The sequence below is a fragment of the Micromonospora sp. PLK6-60 genome (genome assembly GCF_019890675.1).
In the GTDB taxonomy this organism is placed as follows: domain Bacteria; phylum Actinomycetota; class Actinomycetes; order Mycobacteriales; family Micromonosporaceae; genus Micromonospora.
Genome location: NZ_JAIOAA010000007.1, coordinates 38935 through 56615, shown reverse-complemented (window position 1 = coordinate 56615; position 17681 = coordinate 38935). Strand labels below are relative to the sequence as shown.

The 17681-nt window shown below is 73.7% G+C and carries 16 protein-coding genes; 8 read left to right on the top strand and 8 right to left on the bottom strand.

The window, feature by feature from the left end; translation table 11 throughout:
• Nucleotides 1-58: 58 nt before the first annotated feature.
• Genes cobC through cobA form a run of 3 tightly spaced genes read left to right on the top strand, consistent with a single transcriptional unit; the run spans nucleotide 59 to nucleotide 3587 of the window.
• A complete protein-coding gene (gene cobC / locus K7640_RS15565; protein ID WP_222955551.1) occupies nucleotides 59-1153 on the top strand; it encodes an Rv2231c family pyridoxal phosphate-dependent protein CobC in 1095 nt (364 codons plus the stop codon).
• Nucleotides 1150-2292, top strand: coding sequence for a nicotinate-nucleotide--dimethylbenzimidazole phosphoribosyltransferase (locus K7640_RS15560; RefSeq protein WP_222955550.1), 1143 nt, complete (start codon nucleotides 1150-1152; stop codon nucleotides 2290-2292). The genes cobC and K7640_RS15560 overlap by 4 nt, the downstream gene beginning before the upstream one ends.
• A complete protein-coding gene (cobA, locus tag K7640_RS15555; protein WP_222955549.1) occupies nucleotides 2289-3587 on the top strand; it encodes a uroporphyrinogen-III C-methyltransferase in 1299 nt (432 codons plus the stop codon). The genes K7640_RS15560 and cobA overlap by 4 nt, the downstream gene beginning before the upstream one ends.
• Nucleotides 3588-4117: 530 nt before the next feature.
• Here cobA and otsB read toward each other — a convergent pair.
• From otsB to K7640_RS15535, 4 genes are all read right to left on the bottom strand, one after another.
• Nucleotides 4118-6679, bottom strand: coding sequence for a trehalose-phosphatase (gene otsB, locus K7640_RS15550; protein ID WP_222955786.1), 2562 nt, complete (start codon nucleotides 6677-6679; stop codon nucleotides 4118-4120).
• 38 nt (nucleotides 6680-6717) lie between these two features.
• The gene (locus tag K7640_RS15545) at nucleotides 6718-8121 is read right to left on the bottom strand and encodes a trehalose-6-phosphate synthase (protein ID WP_222955548.1); all 1404 of its coding nucleotides are present in this window, start codon (nucleotides 8119-8121) and stop codon (nucleotides 6718-6720) included.
• A 142-nt stretch (nucleotides 8122-8263) separates the two neighbouring features.
• Nucleotides 8264-8650 (bottom strand): hypothetical protein, encoded by a 387-nt coding sequence (locus K7640_RS15540; RefSeq protein WP_222955547.1) that lies wholly within the window; start codon nucleotides 8648-8650, stop codon nucleotides 8264-8266.
• Entirely contained in the window at nucleotides 8643-8927 is a 285-nt protein-coding gene (locus tag K7640_RS15535; protein ID WP_222955546.1) for a hypothetical protein, read from the bottom strand. Before K7640_RS15535 ends, K7640_RS15540 begins: the two co-directional genes overlap by 8 nt.
• A 205-nt stretch (nucleotides 8928-9132) precedes the next feature.
• Here K7640_RS15535 and ettA point away from each other — a divergent pair, with 205 nt between their 5' ends.
• The 4 genes from ettA (at nucleotide 9133) to K7640_RS15515 (ending at nucleotide 12690) form a co-directional block, all read left to right on the top strand.
• Nucleotides 9133-10809 carry an energy-dependent translational throttle protein EttA gene (ettA, locus tag K7640_RS15530; protein WP_222955545.1) on the top strand — a complete coding sequence of 559 codons (1677 nt, stop codon included), beginning with the start codon at nucleotides 9133-9135 and terminating at the stop codon, nucleotides 10807-10809.
• The gene (locus K7640_RS15525; protein ID WP_222955544.1) at nucleotides 10802-11248 is read left to right on the top strand and encodes a thioesterase family protein; all 447 of its coding nucleotides are present in this window, start codon (nucleotides 10802-10804) and stop codon (nucleotides 11246-11248) included. Before ettA ends, K7640_RS15525 begins: the two co-directional genes overlap by 8 nt.
• Complete coding sequence (locus K7640_RS15520) at nucleotides 11245-11955, top strand: hypothetical protein (protein WP_222955543.1); 711 nt, start codon at nucleotides 11245-11247, stop codon at nucleotides 11953-11955. The genes K7640_RS15525 and K7640_RS15520 overlap by 4 nt, the downstream gene beginning before the upstream one ends.
• 147 nt (nucleotides 11956-12102) lie before the next feature.
• Complete coding sequence (locus tag K7640_RS15515) at nucleotides 12103-12690, top strand: YbjN domain-containing protein (protein ID WP_222955542.1); 588 nt, start codon at nucleotides 12103-12105, stop codon at nucleotides 12688-12690.
• 31 nt (nucleotides 12691-12721) lie between these two features.
• Here K7640_RS15515 and K7640_RS15510 read toward each other — a convergent pair whose 3' ends face one another.
• The 3 genes from K7640_RS15510 to K7640_RS15500 form a co-directional block, all read right to left on the bottom strand.
• Entirely contained in the window at nucleotides 12722-13171 is a 450-nt protein-coding gene (locus K7640_RS15510; protein ID WP_222955541.1) for a globin, read from the bottom strand.
• 32 nt (nucleotides 13172-13203) lie between these two features.
• Nucleotides 13204-14568 (bottom strand): MFS transporter, encoded by a 1365-nt coding sequence (locus tag K7640_RS15505; RefSeq protein WP_222955540.1) that lies wholly within the window; start codon nucleotides 14566-14568, stop codon nucleotides 13204-13206.
• A gap of 271 nt (nucleotides 14569-14839) precedes the next feature.
• The gene (locus K7640_RS15500; protein ID WP_374198097.1) at nucleotides 14840-15847 is read right to left on the bottom strand and encodes a mechanosensitive ion channel family protein; all 1008 of its coding nucleotides are present in this window, start codon (nucleotides 15845-15847) and stop codon (nucleotides 14840-14842) included.
• A gap of 330 nt (nucleotides 15848-16177) precedes the next feature.
• Between K7640_RS15500 and K7640_RS15495 the strand changes: the two genes are divergently transcribed.
• Nucleotides 16178-16711: an HNH endonuclease gene (locus tag K7640_RS15495; RefSeq protein ID WP_222955539.1), complete on the top strand. Its 534-nt coding sequence runs from the start codon at nucleotides 16178-16180 to the stop codon at nucleotides 16709-16711.
• A 35-nt stretch (nucleotides 16712-16746) separates the two neighbouring features.
• Here K7640_RS15495 and K7640_RS15490 read toward each other — a convergent pair whose 3' ends face one another.
• Nucleotides 16747-17667, bottom strand: a complete 921-nt coding sequence (locus K7640_RS15490) for a class F sortase (RefSeq protein ID WP_222955538.1) — start codon at nucleotides 17665-17667, stop codon at nucleotides 16747-16749.
• Between the last annotated feature and the right edge of the window lie 14 nt (nucleotides 17668-17681).

Here is a 17681-nt window from a genome sequence, read left to right as displayed (position 1 = left end):
CGCGGCGCACGCCGGGATCCGCTGTCCCGGACGACGGCTTCCCGGCAGGATCGCGGACATGCGTGGTCAACTGGTCGATGCCGGGCCCGGAGCGGTCCGGGAACAGGACGGGACGACAGGGCCGGAACCGGACCTGACCCACCACGGGGACGCCGAGGTCGGGGCCGGCCTGGTCGACCTCGCGGTCAACGTCCGGCGCGACCCGATGCCGGACTGGCTGGCCGATCCGCTGGTCGCCGCGCTGGGCGAGCTGGCCGCGTACCCGGACCCCGGGCCGGCCCGGGCCGCCGTCGCCGCCCGGCACGGCCGTCCCCCGGAGGAGGTACTCCTCACCGCCGGTGCCGCCGAGGGGTTCGTGCTGCTCGCCCGGACGCTGTCCGACGTGCGCCGGCCGGTGGTGGTGCACCCGCAGTTCACCGAGCCGGAGGCGGCGCTGCGGGCCGCCGGGCACCGGGTGGAGCGGGTGCTGCTCGACCCGGCCGACGGCTTCCGGCTGGACCCGGCCCGGGTGCCGGACGACGCCGATCTGGTGATGGTCGGCAACCCCACCAACCCGACCTCGGTGCTGCACCCCGCCGCGGACCTGGCCGCGCTGGCCCGCCCCGGCCGGATCCTGGTGGTCGACGAGGCGTTCGCCGACACGGTGCCGGGCGAGCCGGAGTCGCTGGCCGGCCGGCCGGAGCTGCCCGGCCTGGTCGTGGTGCGCAGCCTGACCAAGACCTGGGGGCTGGCCGGCCTGCGGATCGGCTACCTGCTCGCCCCGCCCGAACTGGTCGCCCGGCTGGCCGCCACCCAGCCGCTCTGGGCCGTCTCCACCCCGGCGCTGGCCGCCGCCGCGGCGTGCGCGACGCCGGCCGCGGTCGCGGCCGAACGCGCCTTCGCCGACCGGCTCGCGGCCGACCGCGACCACCTGGTCGCCCGCCTGTCGGCCCTGCCCGGGGTACGCGTCGCCGGCCGCCCGGCCAGCTCCTTCGTGCTGATCCAGCTGGCCGGCGCGGCGGAGGTGCGCGAGCGGTTGCGGGAGCGCGGCTGGGCGGTACGCCGGGGTGACACCTTCCCCGGCCTGGGCCCGGACTGGCTGCGGCTGGCCGTTCGTGACCCGGCCACCACCGACGCGTTCACGCGGACGCTGGCGGAGATCCTGGAGGCATGACAGTGCAGCAGACCGTCGCGGCGATCCGGCCGCTCGACCCCGGCGCGATGGCGGCGGCCCGCGAACTCCAGGGGCGGCTGACCAAGCCGGCCGGCTCGCTGGGCGCCCTGGAGGAACTCTCGGTACGCCTCGCCGGGTTGGCCGGCCACTGCCCGCCGCCGCTGCCCGAGCCCGCGGCGGTGGCCGTCTTCGCCGGCGACCACGGCGTGCACGCCCAGCGGGTGACCCCGTGGCCGACGGAGGTCACCGCGCAGATGGTGGGCAACTTCCTGGCCGGCGGCGCGGTGGTGAACGCGTTCGCCCGGCAGGCCGGCGCCACGGTCACCGTGGTCGACGTCGGGGTGGCCACCCCGCTGCCGGAGCCGGCCGCCGGGTCGGCCGGGTCGCCGGACGCCGGCGCCGCGCGGCTGCCGGCCGGGGCGGCACGGCTGCCCGGAGGCACCGGCCTCGACGGGCCGCGGCTGATCGCGGCGAAGGTGCGTCCGGGCACCCGGGACATGACGGTCACCGCCGCGCTGACCCGCGACGAGGCGGGCGCGGCCGTGCGCACCGGGATCGCCGTCGCCGAGCGGCTCGCCGACGCCGGGGCCGGCATCCTGCTCACCGGGGACATGGGCATCGGCAACACCACCCCGGCCGCGGCCCTGGTGGCCGCCTTCACCGGCGCGGATCCCGCGACGGTCACCGGCCGGGGCACCGGGGTGGACGACGCGACCCACCGCCACAAGATCGAGGTGGTCCGCGCCGCGCTGCGGCGGCACGCCCCGGACCCGGCCGACCCGTTGGGCGTCCTCGCCACGGTCGGTGGCCTGGAACACGCCGCGCTGACCGGGTTCATCCTCGGCGCCGCGGCCCGCCGGGTGCCGGTGCTGCTGGACGGGGTGATCGCGGTCAGCGCGGCGCTCGCCGCCGCGGCCCTCGCCCCGGACGCGGTGGGCGCGATGATCGCCGGTCACCGCTCGGCGGAGCCGGGCGCCGGGGTCGCCCTGCGGCACCTCGGGCTGACCCCGCTGCTCGACCTCGGCCTGCGGCTCGGTGAGGGCACCGGCGCCCTGCTGGCCCTGCCGGTGGTCACCGGCGCGGTCCGGGTGCTGCACGAGGTCGCCACCTTCGACGCCGCCGGGGTGGCCGAGAAGTGACCGAGGCAGCCAACGAGCCCGGCGGCGACCGCCCCAGCCCGTACCCGCTCGGGCTGCACCTGTCCGGCCGCCGGGTGGTGGTGGTCGGCGGGGGAGCGGTCGCCACCCGACGGGTCCCCGCGCTGCTGGACGCCGGGGCGGACGTGCTGCTCGTCTCGCCGGAGCTGACCCCCGCGCTGCGGTCGCACGTCGACGCGGGCCGGCTGCGCTGGGCGGCGCGCCGGTTCGGGCCGGGCGACCTGGACGGCGCCTGGCTGGTCCAGGTCGCCGTCGACGACCCTACCGCCGCGGCCGAGGTCAGCGCCGCCGCCGAGGAGCGCCGGATCTTCTGCGTCCGGGCCGACGACCGCACCGCGGCCACCGCGTGGACCCCGGCGGTCACCCGGCACGGCCCGGTCACCGTCGCCGTGCTGGGCGGCGGCGACCCCCGCCGCGCGATGACCGTCCGCGACGCCATCCGCCACCTCCTGAGTGCAAGGAAGGGCACCTTCTTAACGCCTCCGGCAGAGCAGGGGCCCCCTGTTAACACCTCTGCCGGCCCGATCGGCCGGGTGGCGCTGGTGGGTGCCGGGCCGGGCGATCCGGAGCTGATCACCGTCAAGGGCTGGCGGCTGCTCACCGAGGCGGACGTGGTGGTCGCCGACCGACTGGTGCCCGGGCTGCTCCTGGACGAACTGCGGCCGGACGTCGAACTGGTGGACGCCTCGAAGATCCCGTACGGCCCGTCCCGCGCCCAGCAGGAGATCAACCGGATCCTGGTGGAGCGGGCCCTGGCCGGAAGGTTCGTGGTCCGGCTCAAGGGCGGCGACCCGTACGTCTTCGGCCGGGGCGGCGAGGAGTTGCTGGCCTGCGCGGAGGCCGGCGTGCCGGTCACCGTGGTGCCCGGGGTGACCAGCGCGATCGCGGTGCCGGCGGTGGCCGGCGTGCCGGTGACCCACCGGGCGGTGGCGCACGAGTTCACCGTGGTCTCCGGGCACGTCGCGCCCGACTCGCCGGTCTCGCTGGTGCGCTGGGACGCGCTGGCCGGGCTGCGCGGCACCCTTGTCGTCCTGATGGGCCTGAAGAACCTGCCGGCGATCGCGGCGACGCTGGTCGCGCACGGCCGGCCGGCCGGGACCCCGGCCGCGGTGATCCAGGAGGGTACGACCAGCGGCCAGCGCACGCTGCGCTCGACGCTGGGCGAGGTCGCCGCCGACGTGGTCGCCGCCCAGCTGCGTCCGCCCGCCATCGTGGTGATCGGCGACGTGGTGGACGCCCTGGCCGCCGCGCACGCCGCGGAGCCACCGGAGTCTTAGCCACCCGCACCCGCCGTGCACCCCGCAGCACCCGCGCCGCCGCGTCCGGAAGCCGATCGGCGCCGGCCGTCCGGTGCCTGCTCGGGCCGGTCCTTCGGTGCCTGCTGGCGCCTGCTTTCGCGTCGTCTGCCGTGACGGCCGGCTCGGCTGGGCGCCGCCGTACTGCCCGCGGCGGTCATGCGTCGGCGCTGTCGCAACCCGATCGCCCCTCCTGGCGTGCCCCTTGCGCAGCCTTTGCTCTGCTTCAACCCACGCAACACTCCTCGCAGCCCCTGCTCTGCTGCAGCCCCGGCAACACTGCTGGACCAAAGGTGTTGCCTCGGCGGCAGCAGAGCAAAGGCTGCGAGGAAGGTCCCGCTGGGCGGCGGGGTCGACGGGTCCGGCTCCGCCTCGGCCCCTCGCCACCGCAACTGCCGGGACCGCCCGATCACCGGGACCGCCCGATCACCGGGACCGGCGCGGTGCCGGCGCGCGGCTACGACGACGGCGGCCCGGGACCGAGGTCCCGGGCCGCCGTGCGATGCGTCAGGTCACTGCTTGAGCATGTTGTCCAGCAGCAGGGCGCACCGGATCAGACCCAGATGGCTGTACGCCTGCGGGTGGTTGCCCAACCCCCGCTCGGCGAGCGGATCGTACTGCTCGGGGAGCAGGCCGGTGGGGCCGGCGGTGTCGACCATCTGGGCGAACAGCTCCTCCGCGTCGGTGCGCCGGCCGGTGCGCAGGTACGCCTCGATCAGCCACGCCGTGCAGATGTGGAAGCCGCCCTCCCGGCCGGGCAGGCCGTCGTCCCAGTGGTAGCGGTAGACAACCGGCCCGCTGCGCAGGTCCGCCTCGATCTTCAGCACGGTGGAGAGGAACCGGGGGTCGTCGCCGGCGAGCAGCCCGGAGAGGCCGATCCAGAGCGACGAGGCGTCCGACTCGTCGTGCCCGTACGCGACGCTGTACGCCTCCGCATCCTCGTGCCAGCCGTGCTCCAGCACATTGGCGCCGATCCGGTCGCGCAGCTCCACCCACTCGGGCCGGTCCTCGCCGCCGTGCTGGCGCACCACGTGCAGGGCCCGGTCCACCGTCATCCAGCACATCACCTTGGAGAAGATGTGGTGCCGCGGTGGCAGGCGGGCCTCCCAGATGCCGTGGTCCGGCTCGTGCCAGCGGCGCCGGACCGCCTCGACCATGTTGTCCAGCACCCGCCACTCGTCCTCCCGGACCGAGCCCCGGGCGTCGGCCACCGCGGCGATCAGGTCGGCGATCGGGCCGAAGACGTCGAGCTGGAGCTGGTGGTTGGCGAGGTTGCCGACCCGGACCGGACGGGAGCCGGCGTAGCCGGGCAGGGTGTCGATGACCGCCTCGGCGCCCAGCTCGTACCCGTCGACGGTGTAGAGCGGGTGCAGCCGCTCGGGGTGCCCGCCGGTGCGCTCGACGACGCCGTCGATCCAGCGCAGCAGGCCCTCGGCCTCCTCGGTCGAGCCCAGGTCGACAAGCGCCCGGGCGGTCATCGCCGCGTCGCGCAGCCAGCAGTAGCGGTAGTCCCAGTTGCGGACGCCGCCCAGCTCCTCGGGGAGCGACGTGGTCGCGGCGGCGAGGATCGAGCCGGACGCCCCGTGCACCAGCCCGCGCAGGGTGAGCGCGCTGCGCGCGACCAGGTCCCGGGCGGTGCCGGGCAGCCGCAGCGTGCCGACCCAGTCCTTCCACGGCTGTTCGGCCGCGGCCTGCCGCTCGTGGATCGGCACCCGGTGGTGCTCCAGGCTCTGCGTGCCGAAGCGCAGCTCCAGCACCACCTGGCCGCCGGCCGCCCGCAGGTCGACCACGGCCTTGGCGGTCTCGTACCCGCCGTCGTTGCCGACCTCCCACTCCACCCCCGGGGAGTAGAGCGCGACCGGCTCGTTGGAGCCGAGCACCAGCAGGCCGTCGTCCATCGGCTGGAGCTGCACCGCCACCTGGCCGAACTCCGGCCGCGGCGCGAACTCGATGCGGGCCCGGCCGGAACCGGTGAGCACCCGGACCAGCGCCGAGTCGCCGGTGACCACGGCCGGGCCGTCGGGGGTGGTCTCCCGGGCCGGCAGGTCCAGCCAGTCGGTGACGGTGAGGCCGGACCAGCGGGTCTCCACGGTCATGGTGCCGTTGCGGTAGCGCTGGCCGAGCGGGATGCCGCCGCGCTCCGGGCCGACGGTGAAGTGCCCGGCGGGGCTGCCGCCGACCAGGTCGGCGAAGATCGCGGCCGAGTCCGGCTTCGGGTGGCAGAGCCAGGTGACCTTGGCGTCGGGGGTCAGCAGCGCCACCGTGCGGCCGTTGGCCAGCATCGAGTGCCGCTCGATCGGGACGGCCCGCTCGCCGAAGAGCCAGTGCCGCCGGGTCTCCAGCAGCAGGCCGAGCGCCCGGGCCGCCTCGATCGGCTCGGCCACCCGGTAGTCGGCCTTCGTGTCGCCGGGGCCGATCTTGATGCCGACGTCGGGGCCCTGCAGGTTGCCGAAGGCGTTCTCGTCGGTGACGTCGTCGCCGATGAAGAGCACCGCGCTCGCCGCCAGCTGGGTGCGCAACTGGTCGATGGCGGTGCCCTTGTGGGTGGCTACCACCGACAGCTCGATCACCTCCTTGCCCTGGGTGACGGTGACGTCGTCCCAGGTGGCGGGGCCACTGCGGACCGCGTCGATGGCGGAGGCGGCGACCTGCGGATCCAGCCCGCGGGTGTGCACGGCGACGCTGGCCGGCTTGCGCTCCAGGCGTACGCCGGGGTGGGTCGCGGCGATCTCGCGCAGCGCGTCGCGCAGCCGGGTGCGGGTCGCGATCAGCTCGGGGGAGAGCCGTTCGACGAAGCCGATGTCGAACTCGGAGCCGTGGCTGCCGACCAGGTGCACCTCGCTCGGCAGCCGGGAGAGCGCGGCCAGGTCGCGCAGGGCCCGCCCGGAGACCACCGCGACGGTGGTCTGCGGCAGCGAGGCCAGCGCGCGGACCGCGGCGACGGACTCGGGTAGTGGTACGGCCTTGCTCGGATCCTCGACGATCGGCGCGAGGGTGCCGTCGTAGTCGCAGGCGATGAGCAGTTGCGGAACCCGGGCGATCCGCCCGATGGCGGCGCGCAGCTCAGGATCCATCACCCCGGACGGACTGGTCGGGGCGTTGAGGGCGGTGGTCACGCGGCTTCCTCCGCATCGGGCACACCCAGTTCGGTCAGGAAGGACTTGGCCCAGTGCCCGACGTCGTGGCTGCGCAGGTGGCGTTGCATGATACGCATGCGGCGGCGCGCTTCGGGGCGCTCCACGTGCACGGCCTTCAGCAGGGCGTCCTTGACCGCGTCGGGGTCGTGCGGATTGCACAGAAATGCCTGACGCAGCTCGGTGGCGGCGCCGGCGAACTCACTGAGCACGAGCGCGCCGCCCTGGTCGGCGCGCGATGCGACGTACTCCTTGGCCACCAGATTCATTCCGTCTCGCAGCGGGGTCACCATCATCACGTCGGCAGCGACGTACATCGCCGCCAGTTCAGAGCGACTGTACGACTGATGCAGGTAATGCACCGCCGGCACGCCGACCCGGCCGAATTCACCATTGATCCGGCCAACCTCGCGTTCCACCTTTACCCGAAGTGCCTGGTAGTGCTCGACGCGTTCCCGGCTGGGCGTGGCCACCTGCACCATAACCGCCTCAGGAACTGTCAACTTTCCGTCAGCCAGCAGTTCCCGGAAGGCCTTGAGCCGAAGCTCGATGCCCTTGGTGTAGTCGAGCCGGTCGACGCCCAGAATTATGGTCTTCGGGTTGCCAAGCTCCTCGCGGATCTGCTTGGCCCGGGCCTGGATCGCCGGGTCCTCGGCCAGCCGCTCCATCTCCTTGGTGTCGATCGAGATGGGGAAGGCGCCCGCCTTCACCTGCCGCCCGTCGACCTGGATCATCTGGCCCTCGTAGCGCAGCCCGAGCAGGTGCCGGGCCAGCCGGACGAAGTTCTGCGCGGCCAGCCGCTGCTGGAAGCCGATCAGGTCCGCGCCGAGCAGGCCGCGCAGGATCTCGGTGCGGAACGGCATCTGCATGAACAGCTCGATCGGCGGGAACGGGATGTGCAGGAAGAACCCGATCTTCAGGTCGGGGCGCAGCTCCCGCAGCATCGCCGGCACCAGCTGAAGCTGGTAGTCCTGCACCCAGACCGTCGCCCCCTCGGCCGCGACCTCCGCCGCGGCCTCCGCGAACCGGGCGTTGACCAGCCGGTACGCCTCGCGCCAGCGGCGCTTGTAGGCAGGGGTCTCCACCGCGTCGTGGTAGAGCGGCCAGATGGTGGCGTTGGACTGGCCCTCGTAGTACCGCTCCAGTTCCTCGGCGCTCAACGGCACCGGGTGCAGCCGGATGCCCTCCAGGTCGAACGGCTCGGGCGCCGGCCCGGTGCCCCCGGCCCACCCGACCCAGGTGCCCCGGTGTTCGGCGAGGACGGGGTGCAGCGCGGTGACCAGCCCGCCGGGGCTGCGCCGCCACTGGCGTCCCTCGGGTGTGCTCACCTCGTCGACCGGCAGTCGGTTCGCCACTACGACAAAGGAGCTACGGACGGTCACGATCGGCCACCTCCGGGTGCTGACGGGTCCACCGCGCTGAGCCTACTGAGCGTAGCTGCGGCCTCTGATGCCCCGTGCCGGAGTTACCTACCCGTCCCAGAACCGCCGAACCACGATCGTGATCTTGTTGACAACCCCCTCGTCAGAGGTCGATGATCGGCCATTCCTTGGGCAGCACCTCGCCGAGCAACTCCCGCCGATCCGTCATCAGCGGGGTGGTCGCCCGCGCCGCCTCCAGCGCGGCCTGCGCCAGATCCATGCTGCCGAGTCCTCGCGACCAGCCGCCGAGAAACATGCACATGTCGTGCTCCACCGGCCTGACGACCACCTGTTCCAGGTCACCGAGGATGTCCAGGAGTGGCCAGCCGTCGGTGCTCACCTGTCGATACGCCGCAGCGAGGCACAGCGCCGGGATGATCACCGATTGCCCCTTGTCCGCCACCTTCGCGATCTGCTCTCCGACCGCCTCGGCGCCGTTCGAGTAGGCCAGCAGGCAACCGGTGTCGAGCACCAGGCCTGCCTCAGCCATGGATCGCCAGCCGCCCTCGGGAGGACTCGCTCAGCAGGGCCGCCGCCTCCGCGCGCAACTCCGGGGTGATCTTCGCCTGCGCCTCGTCGAGCTTTCTGCCCGCCTCCGCCAGCCCGGCGTCCGTCAAGGCGAAACCGACATTCCGCAGTGCCTGCCTGGTGCGCTCGCCCGCCATCACCCGACGCACGCTCTCGGCGACGAAGGCGGAGACGTTCGGTTCCCTGGCCAGCCGCTCCGCGACATCGTCGGGAACGCTGATCGCGATCTTCTTGGTCATACCATGACGCTAACGAGTTATACCGCCGTGCACAACGAGGCACGCCGCGTACCCCCGGGGTGGGGTGATGTGGGCGGAGCGGGCCGTACCTGTCAGGATTGACGATGGCGTGCGCGCGGCCGGCTCCCGGCCGGCGGCGGCGGGCGGAGGTCGCAGCCCGCGCCCCGCAAGCCCACGATCGCAACCGACGGAGGTAGCCCGCACCGTGGCCCAGTTCATCTACGTCCTGGAAAAGGCGCGCAAGGCGCACGGCGACAAGGTCGTGCTCGACAACGTGACGCTGAACTTCCTGCCGGGGGCCAAGATCGGTGTGGTCGGCCCGAATGGCGCCGGTAAGTCCAGCCTCCTCAAGATCATGGCAGGCTGGGACCAGCCGAGCAACGGCGAGGCCCGGCTGATGCCCGGCTTCACCGTCGGCATGCTGGCCCAGGAGCCGCCGCTCAACGACAGCAAGACCGTCCTCGGCAACGTCGAGGAGGCGGTCGCGGAGATCAAGACCAAGCTCGAGCGGTTCAACAAGATCGCCGAGGAGATGGCGACCGACTACTCCGACGAGCTGATGGAGGAGATGGGCCGGCTCCAGGAGGAACTGGACAACGCCGACGCCTGGGACATCGACTCCAAGCTCGAACTGGCCATGGACGCGCTGCGCTGCCCGCCGCCGGACGCCGACGTGACAAAGCTCTCCGGCGGTGAGCGGCGTCGGGTGGCGCTGTGCAAGCTGCTGCTGGAGGCGCCCGACCTGCTGCTGCTCGACGAGCCCACCAACCACCTGGACGCGGAGAGCGTGCAGTGGCTGGAGCAGCACCTGGCCAAGTACGCCGGCACCGTCATCGCCATCACCCACGACCGGTACTTCCTGGACAACGTGGCCAACTGGATCCTCGAGCTGGACCGCGGCCGGGCCTACCCGTACGAGGGGAACTACTCCACCTACCTGGAGAAGAAGGCCGCCCGGCTGGCCGTCGAGGGGCGCCGCGACGCCAAGATGAAGAAGCGCCTCTCCGAGGAGCTGGAGTGGGTCCGCTCCAACGCCAAGGCTCGGCAGACCAAGTCCAAGGCCCGGCTGGACCGCTACGACGAGATGGCCGCCGAGGCGGAGAAGACCCGGAAGCTGGACTTCGAGGAGATCCAGATCCCGCCGGGCCCGCGCCTGGGCAGCACGGTCATCGAGGCGCACAGCCTCAGCAAGGGCTTCGGCGACCGGCTGCTGATCGACAACCTGTCGTTCTCGCTGCCGCGCAACGGCATCGTCGGCATCATCGGCCCGAACGGCGTCGGCAAGACCACCCTGTTCAAGACCATTGTCGGGCTGGAGCAGCCGACCGGCGGCGACGTCAAGGTGGGCCCGACCGTCTCGCTGTCGTACGTCGACCAGAACCGGCAGGGCCTCGACGGCGACAAGACCGTCTGGGAGGTCGTCTCCGACGGGCTGGACCACCTCATGGTGGGCAAGGTCGAGATGCCGTCCCGGGCGTACATCGCCGCGTTCGGCTTCAAGGGGCCGGACCAGCAGAAGCCGACAAAGGTGCTCTCCGGTGGCGAGCGCAACCGGCTCAACCTGGCGCTGACGCTGAAGATCGGCGGCAACGTCATCCTGCTCGACGAGCCGACCAACGACCTGGACGTGGAGACCCTCTCCAGCCTGGAGAACGCGCTGCTGGAGTTCCCCGGCTGCGCCGTGGTCATCTCCCACGACCGGATGTTCCTGGACCGGGTCGCCACGCACATCCTGGCCTGGGAGGGCGACGACCAGGACCCGTCGAAGTGGTTCTGGTTCGAGGGCAACTTCGAGGCGTACGAGAAGAACAAGATCGACCGGCTCGGCGCCGAGGCCGCCCGGCCGCACCGGGTGACCTACCGCAAGCTCACCCGTGACTGACCGGTTCGTCTATCACTGCGCGCTGCGCTGGTCCGACCTGGACGCGTACGGCCACATCAACAACGCCCGCTTCCTCACCCTCTACGAGGAGGCCCGGGTGGCGCTGATGTTCGCCGGCGGCCGGGCGTGGGGAGTGGGCTCGTTCGCCGACGGGGTGGTCATCCGCCGGCACGAGGTCGACTACCTGCGCCCGGTCGACTACGCGCTGGGCCGGGCCACCGCGGAGGCGGCCCCGGCCGTCCGGATCGAGCTGTGGATCTCCGAGATCCGGGCCGCCCGGTTCACCGTCGACTACGAGCTGTACGACGGTGACGTGCTGGCCAGCCGGGCCCGCTCGGTGCTGGTGCCGTTCGACCTGTCCACCCAGCGGCCCCGGCGGATCAGCGCCGACGAGCGGGCCTTCCTGAGCCGGTACGCGCTGCCGGGCGGCCCGGGGTGAGCCCGACGGTCGGCGGGCCGACCACCACCGGCGGCGGGCACGGGCTGGCCGGGGTGGCCGACGCGGGGGCCTTCCTGGCGCGCCTCGTCCGGTTGGACCGGGCCGCCGTGGTCCGGCTCCGCCCGGCGCCCGAGGGCGGCCGTACGGCCCTCTGGGCCCGGTTGCCGTGGGGCGTGCTGGTGGTCCGCACGGTCGCCGGGGCGGGCCCCGGGGACGTCACCGTGGCCGCCGGCGAGCTGCTGTCCGAACTGGAGCGGGGTGGCACCGCGCTGCCCGGGCCGCGGGACGCGCAGTGGCGCTGGCCGCTGCCGCCGCCGGTGAGCCGGCCGGTGGAGCTGCTGCCGGTGGCCGACGTGCGGCGGATCGCCGAGGCGGCGGCGGGCACCCTGCGCAGCGCGGCCACCCACGGGGTCGCCGGCCGCGCGGTGGGGCAGCGGGCGCTGCGGGACGCGCTGCTGGACCACGTGGCGGTGGTGGTCACCCCGGAGGACACCCCGGACGCCCCACCGGTGGAGGTGCCACAGCGCCTGGTCCAGGGGCTGGTCCGGATGGGGTTCCTCGGCGCGGCGCCGGCCGCCGGGGCCGCGCCGCCGGGCGACGGCCGGGTCCAGGTCCGGGTGGCCGGCCGGTGGGTCGGCCTGGTCGGCCCGTACGGCGCGAGTTGGTCGCAGAAGCCCGGCGGCCTGGTCGTCCGACCGGTGCATTGATCGGCCGAACGGATGACCCATGGTCGTTCTTCTGGGTTGGGGCGGTCGTTGGGGGGATGCTTCAACCCGGCTGTCCGGGTACCGTCCATCCTCGGATCCAACGCACGGTATGCGGCTGGATCCGCTGGGGAGTGAGGTGCGCGAGCGATGCCGTGGTGGTCATGGCGCCCCGGGCCCGCCGGTGGCGGCGATCCGGACGACGGTCGAAGCGGGGTCACAGTGGAGGGCACCGTACGGGTCGGTCCACCGACCCAACGACAGCCCGGGGACGACGCGCCCGCCGCTGAGCGGGCCCCGATCGCGGACATGGCGACCACCGTCGAGCCGGTGAGCCTCGGCCGGGTCTGCGACGCGCTCGACCTGCTCGACGTGCGATATCTGGCCGACGGCGACGGCAACCTGCTGGCCATGTGGGAGCGGCACGCGGTGCTGGTGACCCTCGAGGGGCCGGAGGACGAGATCCTGGTGATGCGGGCCCGCCCGCACGCCACCGTCCCGCCCGACTGGGCCGACCGGGCCTACCGGGTGGTCAACGAGTGGAATCACACCCGCCGGTTCTGCAAGGCGTACATCGGCGACCCGACCGAGCGGGGCCAGCTGCCGATCTACGCCGAGCTTCAGGTGCCGCTGGGCGCCGGCACGCACGACGCGCTGCTGATCGAGATGCTCGACTGCGGCGCGGCGGTCGCCACCAGCTTCGTGGACTGGCTGCACGACGAGGGCGCCCTGCTCTGACCGCGCGGCCCGGCGGCGACCCGGGTGCCGGTCAGCCCGCCGGGTCCTCGGCCACGTTGACCATGAAGTAGGCGGCCCGCTCCAGGTAGTCCCAGAGCGCGGTGGCCGGCTCGGGCGCCAGGTCCAGCGACTCGACCGCCCGTCGCATGTGGCGCAGCCACGCGTCCCGGGCCGCCGCGTCGACCTGGAAGGGTGCGTGCCGCATCCGCAGCCGGGGGTGCCCACGGGTGGCCGAGTACGTGTTCGGGCCGCCCCAGTACTGCATGAGGAAGAGCGCCAACCGGTCGGCCGCCGGCCCGAGATCCTCCTCCGGGTACATCGGGCGGAGCAGGGGGTCGGTCGCCACCCCGGCGTAGAACTCGTCCACCAGCTTGCGGAACGTGGGCTCGCCGCCGACCGCCTCGAAGAGGGTGATCGACGGCTGGGGGCGGTCGGGTCCGGTTGCGGCAGTCACCCTTCCATCCTGCCAGGCGCGCGGCACGGGGGTCGCCCGGCGGGGTGGCGCGGGTCCGGTCAGCGGGTGGCGGCGGTGATCCCGCTGGTCGGCCCCTCTTGGGCGGGCGCGGAGCGGGGCGCGACCACCCGGGCGGCCTGGCCGGCCGGCTGGCGGTGCCCGGCGGCCCGCACGGCCGCGTCCACCGCCGCCGCGCTCGGCCAGCGCAGCGTGATCAGCAGCATCAGCAGCACGCCCGCCGCGCTCCACACCCCGACCACCTTGGGGATCGGGAACCGCTCGGCGAGCAGGCCGGTGACGAGCACGGCCGCGCCCTGGATCACCTGCACGCCGGTGGCCATCACGCCGAACGCCCGCGCCCGGTAGCCGTCCGGCAGGACCTGGACGAACAGGCCGTTGGCCGTCGGCAGCAGACCGGCCACGGCGAAGCCGCAGGCGGCGGCGAGCAGGGCGACCACCGTCGGCGGCGGATTGAGGAACGCCGGCACCAGCACCAGCGGGGAGAAGACCGCCAGCGGGCGGATCAGGCGCAGCCGGCGGGCCGGCGCCACCATCCGCCCGATCAGCAGGCCGCCCAGGATGAACCCGACGGGGTTGGCCGCCATGATGACCGCCTGGCTGAGGCCGGCCTGCATGCCGTCGTGATGGTCGTCCGCCCAGGCGGCGGCGAGCCCCTCGGGCACGATGGAGAAGAGCATCGAGGCGAAGACCAGCAGGGCGATGGCCCGCATGATCGGGGTGCCGAAGACCATCTGGAAGCCCTGGGCGGTCTCCCGGAGCAGGTGGCTGCGGTGGGCGGCGGTCATCGCGGCGGGGTGGTCCCGCACCCCGAACCGCACCAGCAGCGCGGAGAGCCCGAAGGTGGTCGCGTTGAGCAGCAGCGCGACGGTCGGGTTGACCACGGCGATGCTCGCACCGACCAGATAGCCGACGACCTGCGCGGCCTGGCCGGCGCTGGCGTTGAGGGAGAGCCCGAGCACCACCCGGTCGCCGGGCAGGATCACCGGCAGCAGCGCGGACCTGGCCGCCTGGCTGGGCGGGTTGGCGAGGGTGACCAGGAAGAGCAGCGTCAGCACCGCCGCCACCGGGAGGCCCTTGATGGCCACCAGCGCCATCAGCACCATCCGGGCCAGGTCCGCGGCGACCATGACCGACCGGTAGCGGTACCGCTCGGCGAGCGTGGTCAGCAGCGGCCCGCCGACCAGCCAGGGCAGGTAGCTCACGGCGAACGCGGTGGCGGAGAGGGCGACCGACTCGGTCTCGCGGTAGACCATCACGGTCACGGCGGCCCGCGCCACGTAGTCGCCGAGCCAGGACAGCACGCTGGCGGCGAAGATCGCCCGGTACTCACCCTCGGCGAACACCTCGCGGAAGGTTGCCGGCCCGTCCGCGGGGGGTCGCTCGTCGGACACCGTGGCCTCCATCGTCCCCCGTCGGCCACTCGTGATGGCGGGTCGGGGACCGTCGTCAGATCTCCGGATCAGCGAGGACGTCTGCGCGCCTCCCGTCGGAGCCGCGGTGTACCGGATTCTGCCCGATCGTCCGAAGGCTGGCTAGTGCGAACGGCTTGATCGTCGCATCTCCGACTGAACGAACGGACGATACCTGAGGGGTCGGGCGGCTCGCGACCCCTGCCCGCCCAGCGCGGCGGGCTGGCCGTCCGCCGGCCCGCGCCGCCCGCTGCGTCCCGGTTCCTCAGGTGCTGCCGCCCCGGCCCGTCTCGGTCGGCTCGACCGCAGGAACGCCGGGCAGCAGGCGGGCGGCGGCGATCCGCGCGGTGATGCCCGAGTTGTCCAGCGCCTCGGCCAGCCGGCGGCGCAGTTCCCGGCCGACCGCGAACTGCCCCTCGGCGGTCGTCTTCACCACCGTCCGGATCACCGCGCCGTCCACGGTGATCTGCTCGACGCCCAGCACGTTCGGCGGCTCGACGATCTCCTCGGCGAGGCTCGGGTCCAGCGCCACCGACTCCGCCGCGGTCCGCAGCACCGCCGTCGCCTCCTCCGTCCCGGCGAAGCCGATCGGCAGGTCCACCACGACCAGGGCCCAGCCCTGGCTCTTGTTGCCCACCCGGACGATCTCGCCGTTGCGGATGTACCAGAGCACCCCGCGACCGTCGCGGACGGTGGTCACCCGCAGGCCGACCGACTCGACCACCCCGGTCGCCTCGCCCAGGTCCACCGTGTCGCCCACCCCGTACTGGTCCTCGATCAGCATGAACAGCCCCGCCAGCAGGTCCTTGACCAGGCTCTGCGCGCCGAAGCCCAGCGCCACGCCGACGATGCCCGCGCTGGCCAGCAGCGGGGCCAGGTCGAAGTTGAACTCGCGCAGGATCATCAGCAGCGCGATGCCGAAGACGAACGCGGTGACCACGCTGCGCAGCACCGAGCCGATCGCCGCGGCCCGCTGCCGGCGCCGCTCGGGGACGAACTCGCCGGGCTCCGCGGCGGCGGTGGGGATCCGCTCGCGCAGCGGGCGCAGCAGGGTCGGCACGGAACTCTGGCCGGTGGTGCGGACCAGCCGGTTGATCGTGCGGTGCAGCGCCCACCGGGCGATCAGCGCGAGCAGCACGATCAGCACGATCCGCAGCGGCTTCACCACGATCCAGTAGCTGCCCTCGGCGAACCAGGTTGAGCCGGTGAGCTTGTAGGCGAACTCGCAGAGTGGGTCGTCGATGCACTCCGCGCTCGGGCTCTCGCGGGTGATCGGCGGGAGCGCCGCGACAAGGGTCGGGAAGCTGACGGAAATCACGCTGTCTTCGTACCGCACGGCGCTGGGCCGTCCGCTTTCGACCCTCCGCGTCGTGACCCGGCCTTCGGCCCCGGTGATCAACCGGGCCGAAACCGGTCATCGTGTCACAGGTCGAGAAAGCTTCACCGGGGACCCCGGATTAGTACGTGCAATCCCGGTTCCGATCAGGGACGATTGGCGCAACGGACGTCGGCGGTCCCGCCGGCGTCGGCGTGGTTGCCGGCTGCCCCCGGGCCCGGCCGACGCGAACGCGGTGGGAGCGGCTGGACCGGGAGGGTGAGCACGATGCCTGACATACGACCCACGGTGGGCTCCGGCGCGTTGGTCCTCAACGCCACCTACGAGCCGCTGTGTGTCGTGTCGGTGCGTCGAGCCGCGATCCTCGTGCTCTCCGCCAAGGCCGTCTGCGTGGCCGACGGCGAAGGGTTCCTGCACAGCGCCCGCAACGCGTTACCGGTGCCCTCGGTGGTGCGGCTGACCCGCTTCGTCCGGGTGCCGTACCGCACCCACGTCGGGCTGTCCCGCCGGGCGATCTTCGCCCGGGACGGCTGGCGCTGCGCCTACTGTCGCGGGCCCGCCGAGACCATCGACCACGTCTTCCCGCGCAGCCGGGGCGGCCGGCACGCCTGGGAGAACGTCGTCGCCGCCTGCGCCCGGTGCAACCACACCAAGGGCGACAAGACCCCGGCCGAGCTCGGCTGGCGGCTGCACAACCTGCCGGCCGCGCCGAAGGGCACGGCCTGGCGGGTGCTCGGCCACCGGGCGCCCGACCCGCGCTGGGCGGACTGGCTCGACCTGCGCGAGCCCGAGGCGGCCTGAGCGCGGCCGACCGGTCCTGCCGGCGCACGGCCCGGTCAGCGCGCCCCGACCAGTGACGCGTAGACGACCAGGTTGTCGGCGTACCCGGTCTCGCCGCCCACCCAGCGCCCGCCACAGGTGATCAGCCGCAGGTTCGGCCGGCTGAAGTCGCCGTAGATCTCGTCCACCGGCAGCCGCTCCTTGCCGTACCGCCGGATCTCGGTGACCTCGAACTCCGCCACCGACCGGTCCTGCCGGGTGACCTCCACCCGGTCCCCGTCCGCCAGGCTCTTCAGGTCGTGGAAGACGGCCGGGCCGGTGGTGGTGTCGACGTGACCGACGATCACCGCGGGACCGTACTGTCCCGGGGTCGGGCCCTGGTCGTACCAGCCGGCCTCCTGGGCCCGGGCGGTGGCCGGCACGTCGATGCTGCCGTCGCGGGCGATGCCGACCGGGTGCACCGGCGCCCGCAGACCGATCTTGCCGATGGTGAGGTTCGTCGGCGGGCTGGCCGGCAGCACCGGGAACTTCCTCGGCGGCGGGCGCAGCCCCGCGCTGAGCTGCTCCGGCAGCACGTTCACCCCGGTGAACCGTTCCACCCCGAGCATCGCCACGATCAGCGCCATCACCGTCGCGACCACCAGCACCGGCGCCCCCGGCCCGCGCTGCCAGCCGGGATACCGGCGTACCGGCCGGACGGCCGCGGCGCGGACCGGACGGGCTCCCGGATCCGGGGTGGCCACGCTGGCCGCGACGGTGTGCCCGGCCACCCGCACGACCCGCCGCGACGCCCCGACGGCCAGCCCCAGCGCCCGCCGGACCCGATCGCCCGCGCCCCGGCTCCGCCGGTGCCGGCCGCCCCGGTGGGCGCGCCGGTCCCGGCCGGCCGGGGCGTCGCCGCGTACCCGCCGCCGGCGCCGGGTGGCCGGGTCGTCCCGCCGGCCGCCGCGGCCGGCACGGTCAGTTGAGCGGACCATCGCCGCACCCCCGA